Below are 14758 nucleotides of genomic sequence, written 5' to 3' on the forward strand. Positions count from 1 at the left end.
CCGAGCAATGGTGGCACGTCCCCCGGGCGGTGCCCAGATCACCGTGACATCGATCATCGATGCGTGTTTCGCGCTCGTTTCCTCACCCGGGACGTGCCCCCTGACCAGCTATTTTCTCGACGGATCGCCGATTGTGGACGGGGTTCCGGACGGACCACGCCGAACGCGGTGTCCGGCAAATAGTTCACAACCCGGCGCTCCCCACCGCTGACCCCGGCTCGCCGGGTGGAACCTATTTCTCGCGCGCCAGGACCGTCGGTGGCGGCGAAACCCGTCGTGAAAACACTCCGTCTCGCTGCGCGGCGCGGTTTCTCACCCGATCGCAACGTCACGCGCGACCGGTCGTCACATCGTCCGGTTATGGATGAGCGCCTCGGCACCCGGGGCGGCCAGATCGCCGCACGCCGCGGATCGGACCTCGCCGCCGCCTGGTGAACGCTGGAACGCGTCGCACGACGTGTGTCCCCGGCGTTTCGCACCCGTCATCGCCGCATGAATTCATGTTGGCAATGTGATTTCCGGGCAGGTGAAACCGGCCTCCCCATCGGCATTCCGGATCCGCACGCCACGCAGAATTGTGACAACCGAAGCGATCATGCACATCGGACCGGAAGGCACGACAACGACGCATTTCGCGGAAACACCCGTCAATTCACCCATCGCGAAGCGTGGAACCATTTTCGCCGCCCGTTCATCGCACCCCCGCCTCACCCAGGAACGACCTCCCACGCCGCCACTCGCCCGCGAGCCCGCTGAACTGCGGGAACACCTGGCACGCGCGTGTTTCGGACAGGTGAACGCGAAGCGCAAAGGAGAGCCACGAGACGCCGAACGCTGCTGGTCAGAACGTTGTCCCCGTGTCACGATGACCTGGACGGCCATTCCGACACCACTCATTCGCGCGGCGTCATCGACGCCGATCCGCGCGCCAACCGTGGCGGCATTCGAATCCGGGAAACCGCGAATCATTCCGCACCGCCCACAGGTCGTGCGCGGAACGCGGTATCTCACTGAGGAGGCATTGATGACGACGGGCGCCCTGTCCAGAACCGAGGTGGAGCTCAAGGTCCAGCTCGACCGCAAAGACGTCCTCGCCGCCGGTGTCGTGCGGCTGACCTTGCGCCATCCCGATGGAGGCCCCGTGCCGGAATGGGAACCCGGCGCCCACATCGAGATCGTGCTGCGCGACGACCTGGTGCGCCAGTACTCGCTGTGCGGGGACCCCGCCGACCGCTCGACGCTGCAGGTCGCGGTGCTGCGCGAACCGGACGGCCGAGGCGGGTCCGACTACGTCCACCGCGAACTCGCCGAGGGCGACCTGCTGCGGATTCGCGGTCCCCGCAACCACTTCCCACTGGTGAGGGCCAAGAAGTACCTGTTCCTGGCCGGCGGCATCGGTATCACGCCGATCCTGCCGATGATCGACGCCGTCGACCGGGCGGGAGCCGACTGGCGACTCGCCTACGGCGGCAGGTCCCGCGACACGATGGCATTCGCCGACGACCTCGTCACCCGCTACGGGCCGAGGGTCGGCCTGAGCCCGGAGGACGAAACCGGCCGCCTCGACCTCGACTCCCTGCTCCGGGGGGCCTGCCGCAGAACCGCGGTCTACTGCTGCGGCCCGGAGTCCCTGCTCGCGGAGGTGGAGAGCCGCTTCCCGTCGCGACGCCGCGGCGCGCTGCACCTCGAACGGTTCAAGGCCACCCAGGTCGATGCTCCGACCAGTGGTTTCGAGGTCGAGCTCGCGCGTTCGCGGCTCACGCTCAACGTGCCGGAGGACCGCTCGATCCTCGAGGTCGCCGAGGACGCGGGCGTGCCGGTGCTGTCGTCATGCCAGGAGGGCATCTGCGGCACCTGCGAAACTCCCGTGCTCGACGGCGTCCCGGACCACCGCGACTCGCTGCTCACCGAAGCCGAACGCGCAACGAACCGGACGATGATGATCTGCGTGTCGCGCACGTGCGGGACACGGCTCATCCTCGACTTGTAGCCGGATCACCCGCTGAGCCCCCACGCCGTCCGTCCGGCGTGGGGGCTCAGCGACTTTCGGGCATCTTCACAGCTCGCGCACAGGAAACCGGCCGATGACTCAGTACCGTGGGAAGGGCCTGGAGTGCGGACCGGGCTTTCACGGGATCCGGTGGACACACCCCTGCGGACAGCGTGTCCGCCGGATCCTGTTAACCGCATCGCCACATCGGCGAACGGATCCTCCGGAACGGCGTTTCCGCAGTTCGAGCACCACACGGCCACCTCCGGCGCGCCACCGACCCAGGAGTGCCCGAACACCGGATGGGGGGCAAATGCGTGCCACCCGACTCCGCCCTCCCCCACGGCACCACCGACCCCGGGCCTGCGCGTTCTCCGCGTCCACGCGCGCACGTCGGCATGCGGACGAGAAACACTTCTCCCCGATTCAGGTGACCGCGCATCACGTCGATCATCCATCCCGCTTGATTCGGAGCTGACGGACAATTAACAGCAGGCCGTTCATTCGGGAGCAACCGGTCGGGTAATTTCACCGGAGCCGGGTTTTCGTCAGTGCAGCGACCGTGAAGCGGTGCGCGGCACGCGGCCGACCCTAGTCATCGTCCACAGTGCTCGCACGAGAGCGCCAGGAACGCCGTCATCTCGCCAGATCCATCGTCGGCGAGTTCCCGAACGACGAGTATCTGGGATGTGATGCATCGAATGACCAATGCTGAAGGCTTGAGGATGATGGCACGGGACGCGCGCAAGCTCTCCCCCGAAGCGCTGGAGGAGATCCGTCGTCGGGCCGTTGCCGCAGTCGAGTCGGGAGCATCGCAATCCGACGTCGCGCGCCTGCTCGGTGTGTCCCGCAAGACCGTCGGCGCGTGGGTGCGCGCCTTCCGGAGCAGCGGTGAGGACTCGTTCCGAGCGAAGACGCGGGGACGACGTCCTGGCGAGCAGCTCGCGCTGTCGACGCGGCAGCAGGAGTGGACGATCCGCGCCCTCATCCGGGGAACGCCGGATTCGCACGGCCTCCGAGCCGAGCTGTGGAGCAGGCAGGCGGTTTCCGACCTCGTCCACCGCGAGTTCCAAGTGCTTCTCAGTCCCGCGACCGTCGGTCAGTACCTCGCGCGCTGGGGTCTGATCGACGAGGCGCTCCTCAAGGACATGGTGCGCACGCGCATCGCCACGGTCGTGCCCCCGTGGCGAGCGACCAACGCCGAACCGCAGTGGTGGATCCCGGGAGCCAAGGTCGCGTGGATCGTCTGGAGCAGGCCGCACACACCACCGCCCGGTCACAGCCGCCACAAGCGCAACCTCATGAACGGTTTTCGCGATCACTTCGGCGACGTCAACGTCCTGCAGGCCATCTCGCACCGGAACGTCGTGCTGTTCCACGCACAGCTCGGGCCCTTCGACGCACATCAGGCCGGCCGGTTCCTGATCGGGCTGCAGCACCAGCTCAACGGCCCGCTCAACGCGATCGTCTGCCACTGGCCGGCCGAACACCGCACCACCATGCAGGAGTGGTCAGCACCCCACGACCACCCCATCGCCCTGCACCTCAGCGCCGGCTGAGTCCGGGCTTCCCGGTGACGGGGTCGAGCACGCTGAACGTGATTCCCGCGTTGATCAGTCGTCGGGTGAGGTTTTCGCCCATGGCCGTGGCGGTGGTGACCTGACCGGCGGTCGGTGGGTTGTCGTCGTAGGCCAGGCACATGGCCGCTTCACCGAGCATCTTGGCGGTCTCGGTGTAACCGGGGTCGCCGCCGCCGACGCGCGTGCGCACCGTGCGGCCGTCGGCTTCTCCGATGAAGTCCACGGTGAACCACGAGCGCGCACGCCTCTGCTGCGAGGGCCCCTCCCCTCGTGGGAGCCTTGAAGCGAGAAGCCGCCGCAGCGGCGGAACCTGAGCGGCTCCCATCAGAGCCGTGAAACCCACTGCGGCCACGGCGATCGTGGCCGGGTTCTTGACGCCCGCGTAGTGGGTGTAGGTGAAGTCCGGACCGTAGTCGGCGCGCGCCGCGGCCGAGCGCTGGACGATGAACGGGTCGATGGTCGGCAACGGCAGCAGCCACAGTCCGAGGTTCCGGTCACGCCGTGGCCTGTCCGACTTCGCCCGTGCACGACGACCTTCGGGGCGCGGTTCCGCTTCGTTGCGCTCCTTCATCGCCCGACGCATCTGCCTGACCCGCGCGAACTGTCCCAGCGCGGAGTGGAAGGTGCCGCCGGAGACCATGGCGTTGCTGCGCACGACGCCGCGGATGGTCACCGCGACGTCGTCCGGCAGTTGCCGACGGGTGAACAAGGCGCCCAAGTCGTGCGGGACGGAATCGAAGCCGCAGGCGTGCACGATGCGGGCACCGGTGCGCACGGCAGTGGCGTGGTGGGCCAGGTACATCCGGTCGACGAACTCGGGTTCTCCGGTGAGATCCACGTAGTCGGTGCCGGCAGCGGCGCAGGCGGCCACGAGCGGCTCGCCGTGCTCCAGGTAGGGCCCGACGGTCGTGATCACGACACGCGTCGACTCGGCGACCTCGCGGAGCGCGTCCGCGTCCGTCGCGTCGGCCTCGAAGAGCTCGACGTGCGCGCCGTCAGGATGCGCCTCGGCGAGCCGATCCCGTGCTGCTCGAAGTTTGGCCGGGTTGCGACCGGCCAGCGCCCAACGCGCCCCGGCTGGGAGGTGACGCGCCAAGTAGTCGGCGGTGAGCCCACCGGCGAATCCGGTGGCGCCGAAGAGGACGAAGTCGTAGGTGCGGTCGGGCATGGTCTCCTCCGAGAGGTCGGGCAGCGGGTCAGGCGAGTCCGGTCCGCAGCCAGGTGCGGTAGCGGCGCAGGGCAGTGTGCCGGAGTGGCGCCTCCCGAAGGTAGGCCAGGACCGGGTTGATGCCCGGCCGGGCGGGACGGCCTCGCCCGAGGCGGCGGAGCTGGTAGCGCACCCGTGCCATGCCGGCCGCCGAGGCCATGGCTTTGTCCTTCAGCTGGACCGGTCGGATCTCGACGCTCGCTTCGGCGTCGGTGCGCCACTTCTCCGGCAGGTCGGGATCGACGGCCAGCGCCGTGCCCATCCCGACCAGGTCGATGCCGCTGGCGAGGAATGGCCGGGCTCTCGTAGCTGCCGCCGGACAACTCGACGAGGTCGACGCCGAGCGGGGCGAGCAGCTCGATGACCTTCTTCGCGTCGTCGGCGTCGAAGCCGCCCCGCTGGAAGTCGGCCGAGTTGAGCTTGACCGCGACCGCGACCGCGAACCCCGGGCCCACCTGCGCTCGGATCGCGCGGACGCACTCGAGCAGGAGACGGGCACGGTTTTCCAGGGTGCCGCCCCACTCGTCGGTGCGCTGGTTGGACAGCGGCGAGAGGAACTGCGAGAGCAGGTAGCCGTGCGCCGCGTGGACCTCCACCCCGTCGAACCCCGCGGCCTCGGCGCGGCGCGCGGTGGTGGCGAACCGCGCGACCGTCTCCTCGATCTGCGCCGACGTCATCGCCACCGGCTGCGCCAGCCGTGTCGATCGGGACGCGGTCGCAACCGCGCACCCGAAACCGTGGTTTTTTACGCGTTGACCAGCAGAGTCTTGCCGATGTGCTGGCCGGCGTCCATGAACTCGAGCGGCTAGTACAGGATCGATGGCAAATAGGCGCCGGAAGGCTCGTTGTAGAGGCCTGTCGTCATCAGCGTCGTCACCATGCGGATTCGAAGACCGTGGTTGAGGCACCAGACCACGAGCTGGCTGTTCCTGGCGGGGAGGAGGAAGCCGGGCCCGCTGAACTCGGTCGCGGCGGTGATGAGCGCCCGCAGGCCGTCATTGGTTTCCGCGACCGAATGAGCGAAGAAGCCCACCCCTGTCGTGTACCCGGTGATACGCCCGTCGAGTTCCACCACCCGGGCCGCACCTTGGGACAGCGCGTCACGCACCTCACCGGCGCGGTCGTGGCCATGCACGGCGCGACAGACGCCGTTGCACCCCTCGAGATCGTCGGCTGTCGCCGACCGGACCACATAGCCGGGCACCGTGCCGCCGATCGGTTTCCCCTGCATGTTCAGCACGACTTCGCGGATCTGGAACCCGAGCTTGGCGTAGAGGCTCAACGATCGGTTGTGATAAGCCGACTGCAGAAGCCGCACGCCGGGAAAGCGCTGACGCTCCGCACGCCGCATCACGTCGATCATCATCAGCCGACCGACCCCCGAATCCTGCACGCCAGGGGCAACGGTGATCGGGCCGACACCCGCGACCTCCGAACGCTCGTCGAGGAAGTTGCTCCCGATGACCTGCCCATCGCGTTCCGCTACGACGCCGTAGAACCCCGGGTGCGACAGCAGGCCGCGCACCGCCGTCACCCCCACCTCCGAGGAGGGGAAGTCGGACGGAAAACCGTGCTCGTGGGCGAGAGCGGCGAAGGCGTCGTAGCAGATCCGCCCGCAGGTCTCGGCGTCGTCGGGCGTCCCCGCCCGCAACGTGGCCTTCGTCGCCGACCCGGACGAGTCGCGCGCCTGCGGAAGACTCGACATGGCAACCTCCCGGCCCACGGTGATGCGCGGTCTCGCCTGCCCGTCCGCGAACGGAGCAATCCCAGTACACGACCACGCGGCTGATATCCGGCAGGGGCTTTCGACTCGAAAGCTCACAGCCGCAGAGCGGCCGGATCACGCCGGGCCAATCTCGGTCGATGGCCGTGAGGCGAATCAGTGCGTGCGGGTGGAGTCACTGCGGTCTGCTGTGAGACTGGCTTCGATCTCCTCCAAGCTGCGGTTCTTGGTCTCCGGGAGCCACCGGTAGAGGTAGCCCAGGCACAGCGCGCCGAGCAACGCGTAGATCCAGAACACCACCGAAGCACCGAGCGCGGAGATCAGGGTGAGCACGGTCAGCGACACGACGAGGTTCATCGCCCAGTGCGTGACGATTCCGAACGATGCCGCCTGACCTCGAACGTTGTTGGGGAAGATCTCGCTGTTGACCAACCAGATGGCGATGCCGAGACTGCACGCGAACGCTGACTCGTAGATCATGAGCACGGCGATCAGCCAGCCCACGGTCGCGCCCTGCAGCGGGAACAGGAACACGATCCCGATCACCACGAGCGCGAGGACGATGACTGCCGTACCGCCCAGAATCCAGGGGCGACGGCCGACTCGGTCGATCCACAGCAGAGCGGGCAGCGTGAACAACACGTTGACCACCCCGATCGCCACCGAAACACCGATCGCCGCAGTCTTGCCGAACCCCTCGTCCTCCAAGATCGTCGGCACGTAGTAGATGATCGCGTTCACACCGACGACCTGACTCGCCCCCGCAGCGACGACGCCCACCGAAATCCATCGGCGGTAGCGCGGACCGAGCAGTTCGCGGTAGGTGATGCGCCCCTCCGCGCGGACCGCTTCCCGGATCTCCGAGATCTCCGCCTCGACCTCGTCGGCTCGCCGGGTACGCACGAGCACACCCCGCGCTTCGGCTTCCCTCCCGTGGGAGAGCAACCACCGAGGTGTTTCCGGGAGGGCGAGCAGCCCCACCGACATCAACACCGCGGGCAGCACGCCGACACCGATCATCCAACGCCACGAAGCGGACTCGGACAGACCGTAGCCGATGAGGTAGGCCATCAAGATTCCGACGGTCACCATGAACTGGTGCAGCGACACGAGCCTGCCCCGATTGCGAGGCGGCGCGAGCTCGGCGATGTAAGTCGGTACGACCAACGAAGAAATGCCGATCGCCACGCCCAGGAACACCCGCGAAACGATGAGCCATCCCGCATCGGAAGCGACCGCTGAGCCCAGTGTCGCCACCGCGTACAGGACGGTGACACCGGTCAAGGTCCGCTTGCGGCCGAACCGATCTGCCAACTTGCCACCGACGATCACGCCGACGACGGCCCCCGCCAGCAGAGCCGCGGTCACCACCTGCTTCATCGTCTCGCCGAGCGCGAAGGCGTCGCTGATGTAAGGCAGCGCAGCTGCGACCACGCCCGTGTCGTAGCCGAACAGCAGCCCACCCAGGGCGGCGACGATCGAGGCGCCGGCCACCAGCGCCCCTCCTGTCAACCTCCCCGTCCCGGAGACCGGGGCATGCTCTTCGCCTGGAGCGCGCGCCATGGTTTCCTCCGTCCGCGGTTACCTGCGCGATCGGGCAATTCGACCTGGCGATCAGTGTCAAACGGTGGTCGACCTGTCGCAACAACGGCCTGAGTCACGCTGTTCGGTGCTTGGTCGTGAGGCCCGGACAGGCAGGACATCGGCTCGCGCGTGCATGCGACGTCGAGCAGACGCACACGAGAAGGGCCCCTTGGTACTTCATCGTCCAACACCTTGCCATCGGTCAGAACCTGCCGCTGACCGTTCGCGATCCCTCAACCGGTGGACGCGCGCTCACGTCCTCGGCAACCAGCGCGCAGCACCCGAACTCCTCCGCCTGGCCGGGCAGGGCTGTCGCAGGGCGCTTCCTCGGAGCACCTCGCACAACACGATGTTCAGCACGGAAGCATCCACGGGTTTGTCCGGGAACGGTTGGCTGCACACGACTCATGCATCGCTGCACGGCAGTTGGCCCACAATGGACTGCGGTCCCAGGCAGGGCGCCGCCAAGACCTCTGCGGATTCCACTCACCCGCAACCTTTCTCGAACCCGTAGCCGAAATCTCCGGAACGAGAGCGCACTGCGCCTCGCAACACTCCTCACCGATCTGCTGCCTCGCGTGATGATGGCGGCCCCCGCCATGCAGCCGACCACGGCGCCCGTAATCCCGGCGATGGGAACGAAGAACGGCGCGCGACGAGGCGGAAGAAGGGAGTCCACAACCGCACGTCGGCCGTCCACGCGGCTCGCGCGCACAGCAGCCCCTGATCTCCACCTCGGCCACTCCGGCGAGCAACTACCCCATCGGCCACTTGACACGCACTCTGACCTGCGACGATGAGGACTCGCGACCCAGCTTCCAGAAGCCCGAAATGCCCCCTTTCGCGGGTAGTGGCCCCCGCAGCACATCGCCATACTTCCTGCACCCGAATCGCCATCGTTCTCAACGAGGAGATCACCCATGGCCATCGAAGAACCGCGAGCGCGCGAGGTGTCATTGCGCCGGGTCGCGATCGCGAGCTGCGCGGGAACGACGATCGAGTTCTACGACTTCTTCATCTACGGAACCGCAGCCGCGCTCGTCTTCCCCAAGGTGTTCTTCCCCGCGCTCGGACCGGCCGCAGGCACCGTGGCATCGTTCGCGACGTTCGCCGTCGCCTTCTTCGCACGTCCGGTCGGAGCCATTCTGTTCGGCCACTACGGCGACCGGCTCGGGCGGAAACGCACCCTGATCTCCACCTTGCTGCTCATGGGAATCGCCACCGTCCTCATCGGGCTGCTCCCCAGCGCGGAAACCATCGGCGTCGCAGCTCCGATCATCCTCGTGGCTCTTCGCTTCGCGCAGGGCTTCGCCGTCGGAGGCGAATGGGCCGGCGCGACGCTCCTGGCAGCCGAATACGCGCCCAAGGCGAAGCGAGGGCTCTACGGCGTGTTCCCCCAACTCGGCCCAGCGATCGCGTTCGCGCTCTCGAGCGCCACGTTCCTCATCACAGGACTGGTCATGGGCCACACGAACGAGGCGTTCCTGTCCTACGGCTGGCGAATCCCGTTCCTGGTCTCGATCTTGCTCGTCGGAATCGGTTTCTACGTCCGCCTCAGCATCGACGAGACCCCGGCGTTCAAGGCGGCGCAGTCCGCAGCACTCGCCGAACAACCGAGACGTCTACCGTTCCTCGAGGTCTTCAGGACACAACCTCGAGAGGTCCTGCTCTCGGCTGGTTCCCTGACCATGCTCTTCGCATTCTTCTACATGGGCACGGCTTATCTAACCAGCTACGGCACCAGCCCGCAGGGCGCTGGGCTCCCGCGCACAGTCGTCCTCGCCATCGGCATCGGCGCGGCGGTGGTCTTCGGCATCGCCACCGTGCTCGCCGGGGTGCTCTCGGACAGATTCGGTCGCCGAAAGCTGATCATGGGTTCGTGCGTCGTGGGCATCCTCTGGGGCCTGGCGCTGTTCCCGCTGCTCGACACCGGCACCGCCGTCGCGTTCGCCATCGGACTCACCGTGAGCCTCTGTGTCGTCGGCATCTCCTACGGGCCGGCCGGTTCGTTCCTGCCTGAACTGTTCGAGCCGCGCCACCGCTACACCGGCGCCGGCCTGGGTTACAACATCGCCGGCGTACTGGGTGGCGCCGTTCCGCCTCTCCTCGCTCCCGGCCTGGCCGCGACCTTCGGCGGAATCGGAATCGGTGTGATGCTCTCGGCGCTCGGACTGGTCTCGCTGGTCTGCACCACCGCGCTGGCAGAAACGCGAGGTCAGGCGCTCGCCCACGAACGGTCAGGTCTGCCGCCGATGGCGGCCGCCGCTGACTGATCCCCGCGCCAAGTGGTGGGCGGGCCCCTACCCGGGCCCCGCCCACCATCCATCTCGCCCATCAGGCCGCCAGGAAGGAAGTGAGCTCGTCGAGGAACCCCTGGGAAAGACGTGTCGCTCTTCGAACCCGGTCTGCGGGAATTCCGTGTTCCACTCGCGAGCCTGGCCACGGCAACATCGCTACCACGCAGCGCCTGCATCCCGACCATCAGTCGATCATCGAGGCGGACAATGCGCTCTGCCGACGCTCCCGCAGCAGCGGTGACCGCCCGAGAGGGCCTGGTCAGTGCGGGAAGTGCAGGAGGACCTTGCCCGTGGTGGCGGCGTCCTTCGCGTGCTCGAAGGCCGCCACGGCTCGGGTGACGTCGTACTCCGCGCTGATGACCGGCTCGACCTTCAGCGAGCCGTCCGCCAACGCTTCGATCACGTCGTCGATCTCGTCGTTGAAGCGGAAGGAACCGACGAGGTCGAGTTCGCGCGTGATCACCGTCGACATGGGGACGGGTTGGTCACCGGAGGGCAACAAGCCGACCATGACGATGCGCCCGCCGCGCGCGGTGCCGCTGATCGCGGAGGCCAGGCCGCGGTGGTTGCCCGAGCATTCGATGGTCAGGTCGGCTTCAACCTCGGAGATCCGGTCCGGTTCGGACGCCGGGATGGTGCGGTGCGCGCCCAACCGCGTGGCGAGCTCGAGCGGATGCGGGTGCACGTCGACCGCGGTGATGGCGGAAGCTCCGGCGCGAGCGAGTACCGCGACCGTCAGGGCTCCGATGGGGCCCGCACCGATCACCAGCACGGACTTTCCCGCGACGGCTCCGCCTCTCGCCACCGCGTGCCACGCCACGCTCGCCGGTTCGGCGAGGGCGGCCGTTCGCAGGTCCATCGCGGGCGGGAGCGCCCTGAGCATGCGGGTCGGCAGGGCCGTCAGCCCGGCGAATGCTCCGTCGGTGTGCGGGTTCTGGGCCGCGCTGCCCAGGTACGTGCAGCCGGGCGAGAGGTTGGGGCGGTCCGCCGGGTACCTGGCGCCGGACCCCGCACCGGGTGTCGCCGGGTGCACGGTGATCGGCGTTCCCTCCGGTGGCCCGGAACCGTCGGCCGCGGCGCGCAGGACGGTGCCGGAGACCTCGTGTCCCAATCTCATCGGCGTGCGCAGGATCGACTCGCCCGCCGCACCGTGCTGCCAGTAGTGCAGATCGGACCCGCAGATTCCGCCGTAGGCGATTCCAATCAACGCCTCGTCAGGGCGCGCTCGGTCCACCGGCACTGTCTCGACGCGCAGGTCACCGGGGCCGTGGGCAACGACCGCGGTTGTCGTTCGTGGGTCCGGGTGCACCATGTTTCCTCCAGGAGGCGATCCGGTCAGCTGAGGACACGACGGGACGTGGGCGAAGTGCGATGGCGACGTCGGACTCCGGCAGGCAGCCGGCCCGAGCGAGACCGCGGTGCTCGCGAGCACCGCGGTCTCGCCGAAGGACGTGCCGTCACCGGACCCCCGCGGGATCGTGATCCGTGGCGTTGTGCGCGAGGGTGAGGTCCCGGTTCCTGGTCTCGGGCGCGAACATCGCGGCGATCAGCACCGTGATCATCGTGACCATCATGTAGATCGCGACCGGCACCCAGGTTCCGAACGCCGCCATCAGCCCCGCGCAGATCAGCGGGGCGAACCCGCCGCCGAGAACCGAGGCGATCTCGCGGCCGATGGTGACGCCCGCGTAGCGGTACCGGCTGCCGAAGATCTCGGGGAAATAGCTCATCGTCACGGCCACGGAACCCTGCCCGGCCAGGACGAAGCCGGCGATCATCGCGACGGTGATCCAGACCTGCGAACCGGTGTTGAGCGCGAGGAACGTCGGGATGGGGAGCACGACGAGCGACGACACGATGGCGAGGTAGACGGGCTTGCGTCCGACCCGGTCGGTGAGCCAGCCGAACAGGTAGGCGCCCACGCCGCCGCACAAAGCGCCGACCAGCAGCACCTTCGGGATGAAGTCGGGGTCGACGGCCACTTCGGTCTTCAGGTACGACGCCATGAAGACCTGGTAGGTGTAGGACTGCACGCTGATGCCGACCGTCATGAACACGACGATCAACAACGGCTTTCTGCCTCTGGCGAAGACCTCCTGCACGGGAGACGGTGCGGTCGTCCGGTCCTGCTTGATCTTCTCGAACACCGCGGTCTCGGAGAGCTTGCGGCGGATGAGGAACGCGGCGATGGTCACGAAGACGCTGCTGAAGAACACCAGGCGCCAGCCCCACGCCATCAGCTGCTCCTCCGGCATCAGCTGGACGAGCACCCACGCGAGCGCGCCCAGCGCGGTGCCCAACGCGGCGCCGACCATGACGAGGGATGCCAGCCTGCCGCGCATGCCCGGCGGGGCCGCCTCGGTGAGCAGGGTGGCGCTGCCGGCCTGCTCGGCCCCTGCGCCGAAGCCCTGCAAGAACCGGCAGACCACGAGCAGCAGCGGCGCGAGGATGCCCACTTGCCCGTACGTCGGCAGCAATCCCATCACCAGCGTTGCCACCCCCATCAGGGCCAGCGTGGTGACGAGCACCCACTTGCGGCCCCGCCGGTCGCCGTAGCGCGAGAAGAACAACCCGCCGAAAGGTCGGGCCACGAAGCCGACGGCGTACGTCGCGAAGCTCGCCATGACGCCGGCCGCGGGTGAGACATCGGGGAAGAAGAGCGTGTTGAAGACCAGCGCCGCAGCGGTGCCGTAGATGACGAAGTCGTACAGCTCGAGGGTCGTGCCGATGCATCCGGCCCAGGCGGCGCGGCGCACATTGCGGTACTCATCCGGTCGAACAGTCCGATCAGGACTGTCACCGCCTGTCTGCAGTGGTGTTCCGGGCGTCACGTTCATCGCGATCCTCCACGTTGAGGCGAGATGGCTAGGGGTTGGGGTCAGTTCCGGGTGGCTCGGTCGGCATCGACGCATGCCTCGGCTGGTCCGTGCCGGACGATGAGGTCGGCGAGAGCGGCGACCCTGTCGACGAACGGCTCGCGGTCCGCCAGCTCGCGGGGAAACAGCCGCCCGGATTCGAACGCCGAGCGGACGAAGCGAGAGATCGAGGTGGTGTTGGCCCACAGCTCGCCGAGCTGCCGGGCAGCCGGATCGACCATGGCCCGAGCGTGCGGGCCCGGATCGAAACCGGGGGGTGGTGCGACGCAGCACAGGTAGGCCGCGACCGTCAGCGCGAGGTGGTGCGGCAGGTCACCACCGGCGAGGTGGTGAAACACGGGGGCGGGTACGCGCTGCCCCAGCTTCACGGAGCCGTCGGAGCCGACCTGCGACGTCCTGTGCCCCAGCGCGGTGTTCGACCAGCGGTGGAACAGATCGCGGGTGTAGGCGTCGACGTCGACCTCGTCCGGGACCTTCACCGTCGGCAGGTAGTCACCGCGAAGCACGGCCGATGCGGCGTCGGCGATGTGAGGCTGTGCCACCGCGTCCGGGATGGTGGCCCGTCCGTCGAGGGCGCCGAGGTAGGCGATGAGCGAGTGCGTCCCGTTGAGCAGGCGCAGCTTCATCATCTCGTACGGCTCGACGTCGTCGGTGAAGACGGAGCCCGCGCGTTCCCACGCGGGACGTCCGGCGAGGAAGCGGTCCTCCAGCACCCACGCCGAGAACGGTTCGGCGCCAACGGTCGCGGCGTCGCGGACCCCGAGCTGCCGTTCGGCGGCGGCTCGGTGGTCGTCGGTGCTGGCCGGAACGATCCGGTCGACCATGGAGTTGGGGAAGGAGGCGTGGGCGTCCAGCCATTCCAGCGTCCGCTCCCCACGCGCGGCGGGGATCGCGGCGATGAAGTCCCGGACGAGCCGCTCGGTGCGACGTCCGTTGGCCAGCAGGTTGTCGCAGCTGACCACCGTCACCGGAGCGCCGTGCGTGTCGGCTCGCAGCGCCAACCCGTACGCGATGTGACCGATCGTCGTGCGCGGTTCCGCGGGGTGCGCGAGGTCGTGGCGGATGGCCTCGGAATCGAGGTCGAGCGACCCCGTCTCGGCGGAGTAGTGGTAGCCGTTCTCGGAGACCGTGATCGTGACGATCCTCGTGCCGGCATCACCGATCGCACCGACCACGGCCCCGGGGTCGTGCGCGGCGACGAGGACTCCGGTGTGCACGGCGGGGACGGATACCCGCTCGTCGTCCGGCGAGATGGTGACGACGCTGTAGAGCAGGTCCTGCTCCTCCATCACGCGCGCTGTCGTGGTGGAGGAGCTGGCGACGCCCAGGATGCCCCAGGGGTGGGATTCACCCGCTGCCGCCGAAGCGGTGTAGACGGCCTGGTGCGCCCGGTGGAAGTTCCCAAGTCCGAGGTGGACGATTCCGGTCGCGGTGGGAGGTGCGGCCGAGAGCAGAGCGCTCGCCGGAACCGTCGAGCGGGAGAGGCGCCTGTGCATCCTTG

At 68.2% G+C, this 14758-nt stretch carries 10 protein-coding genes and 1 pseudogene; 3 read left to right on the forward strand and 8 right to left on the reverse strand.

All coding sequences use genetic code 11. The features are described 5' to 3' along the window. Positions 1–1024 precede the first annotated feature (1024 nt). Positions 1025–1990 carry a PDR/VanB family oxidoreductase gene (locus AB0J78_RS07395; RefSeq protein ID WP_363787800.1) on the forward strand — a complete coding sequence of 322 codons (966 nt, stop codon included), beginning with the start codon at positions 1025–1027 and terminating at the stop codon, positions 1988–1990. Positions 1991–2718: 728 nt separating this feature from the next. Continuing rightward, positions 2719–3549, forward strand: a complete 831-nt coding sequence (locus AB0J78_RS07400) for a helix-turn-helix domain-containing protein (protein ID WP_363787801.1) — start codon at positions 2719–2721, stop codon at positions 3547–3549. On the opposite strand, the gene AB0J78_RS07405 is transcribed toward AB0J78_RS07400, so the two are convergent. From AB0J78_RS07405 to AB0J78_RS07425, 5 genes and pseudogenes are all read right to left on the reverse strand, one after another. Beyond that, positions 3536–4738 carry a saccharopine dehydrogenase NADP-binding domain-containing protein gene (locus AB0J78_RS07405; RefSeq protein ID WP_363787802.1) on the reverse strand — a complete coding sequence of 401 codons (1203 nt, stop codon included), beginning with the start codon at positions 4736–4738 and terminating at the stop codon, positions 3536–3538. The two genes, AB0J78_RS07400 and AB0J78_RS07405, sit on opposite strands and share 14 nt — an antisense overlap. A gap of 28 nt (positions 4739–4766) precedes the next feature. Further along, on the reverse strand, positions 4767–5039 hold the full coding sequence (locus tag AB0J78_RS07410) for a hypothetical protein (RefSeq protein ID WP_363788143.1): 273 nt from the start codon (positions 5037–5039) through the stop codon (positions 4767–4769). Positions 5040–5115: 76 nt separating this feature from the next. Continuing rightward, positions 5116–5454 (reverse strand): annotated as a pseudogene (locus AB0J78_RS07415) (2,4-dienoyl-CoA reductase); the annotation flags it as partial. 128 nt (positions 5455–5582) lie between these two features. Continuing rightward, positions 5583–6482: a GNAT family N-acetyltransferase gene (locus tag AB0J78_RS07420; protein ID WP_363787803.1), complete on the reverse strand. Its 900-nt coding sequence runs from the start codon at positions 6480–6482 to the stop codon at positions 5583–5585. A gap of 174 nt (positions 6483–6656) precedes the next feature. Next, positions 6657–7994, reverse strand: coding sequence for a sugar porter family MFS transporter (locus AB0J78_RS07425; RefSeq protein WP_363787804.1), 1338 nt, complete (start codon positions 7992–7994; stop codon positions 6657–6659). Positions 7995–9004: 1010 nt separating this feature from the next. Here AB0J78_RS07425 and AB0J78_RS07430 point away from each other — a divergent pair. After that, the gene (locus tag AB0J78_RS07430) at positions 9005–10357 is read left to right on the forward strand and encodes an MFS transporter (RefSeq protein ID WP_363787805.1); all 1353 of its coding nucleotides are present in this window, start codon (positions 9005–9007) and stop codon (positions 10355–10357) included. 283 nt (positions 10358–10640) lie between these two features. On the opposite strand, the gene AB0J78_RS07435 is transcribed toward AB0J78_RS07430, so the two are convergent. From AB0J78_RS07435 to AB0J78_RS07445, 3 genes are all read right to left on the reverse strand, one after another. Next, positions 10641–11693: an L-idonate 5-dehydrogenase gene (locus AB0J78_RS07435; RefSeq protein ID WP_363787806.1), complete on the reverse strand. Its 1053-nt coding sequence runs from the start codon at positions 11691–11693 to the stop codon at positions 10641–10643. A gap of 145 nt (positions 11694–11838) precedes the next feature. Next, entirely contained in the window at positions 11839–13137 is a 1299-nt protein-coding gene (locus AB0J78_RS07440) for an MFS transporter (RefSeq protein WP_363787807.1), read from the reverse strand. A gap of 122 nt (positions 13138–13259) precedes the next feature. Further along, positions 13260–14753 carry a mannitol dehydrogenase family protein gene (locus tag AB0J78_RS07445; RefSeq protein ID WP_363787808.1) on the reverse strand — a complete coding sequence of 498 codons (1494 nt, stop codon included), beginning with the start codon at positions 14751–14753 and terminating at the stop codon, positions 13260–13262. Between the last annotated feature and the right edge of the window lie 5 nt (positions 14754–14758).

The sequence above is a fragment of the Saccharopolyspora sp. NPDC049426 genome (assembly GCF_040676935.1).
Lineage (GTDB): Bacteria > Actinomycetota > Actinomycetes > Mycobacteriales > Pseudonocardiaceae > Saccharopolyspora.

Excerpts from the sequence above, each read along its gene's own strand:
- AB0J78_RS07445 (WP_363787808.1), bottom strand. The coding sequence starts at position 14,753 with ATGCACAGGCGCCTCTCCCGCTCGACGGTTCCGGCGAGCGCTCTGCTC.
- AB0J78_RS07435 (WP_363787806.1), bottom strand. The coding sequence starts at position 11,693 with ATGGTGCACCCGGACCCACGAACGACAACCGCGGTCGTTGCCCACGGC.
- AB0J78_RS07430 (WP_363787805.1), top strand. The coding sequence starts at position 9,005 with ATGGCCATCGAAGAACCGCGAGCGCGCGAGGTGTCATTGCGCCGGGTC.
- AB0J78_RS07395 (WP_363787800.1), top strand. The coding sequence starts at position 1,025 with ATGACGACGGGCGCCCTGTCCAGAACCGAGGTGGAGCTCAAGGTCCAG.
- AB0J78_RS07400 (WP_363787801.1), top strand. The coding sequence starts at position 2,719 with ATGGCACGGGACGCGCGCAAGCTCTCCCCCGAAGCGCTGGAGGAGATC.
- AB0J78_RS07420 (WP_363787803.1), bottom strand. The coding sequence starts at position 6,482 with ATGTCGAGTCTTCCGCAGGCGCGCGACTCGTCCGGGTCGGCGACGAAG.
- AB0J78_RS07410 (WP_363788143.1), bottom strand. The coding sequence starts at position 5,039 with ATGGGCACGGCGCTGGCCGTCGATCCCGACCTGCCGGAGAAGTGGCGC.
- AB0J78_RS07405 (WP_363787802.1), bottom strand. The coding sequence starts at position 4,738 with ATGCCCGACCGCACCTACGACTTCGTCCTCTTCGGCGCCACCGGATTC.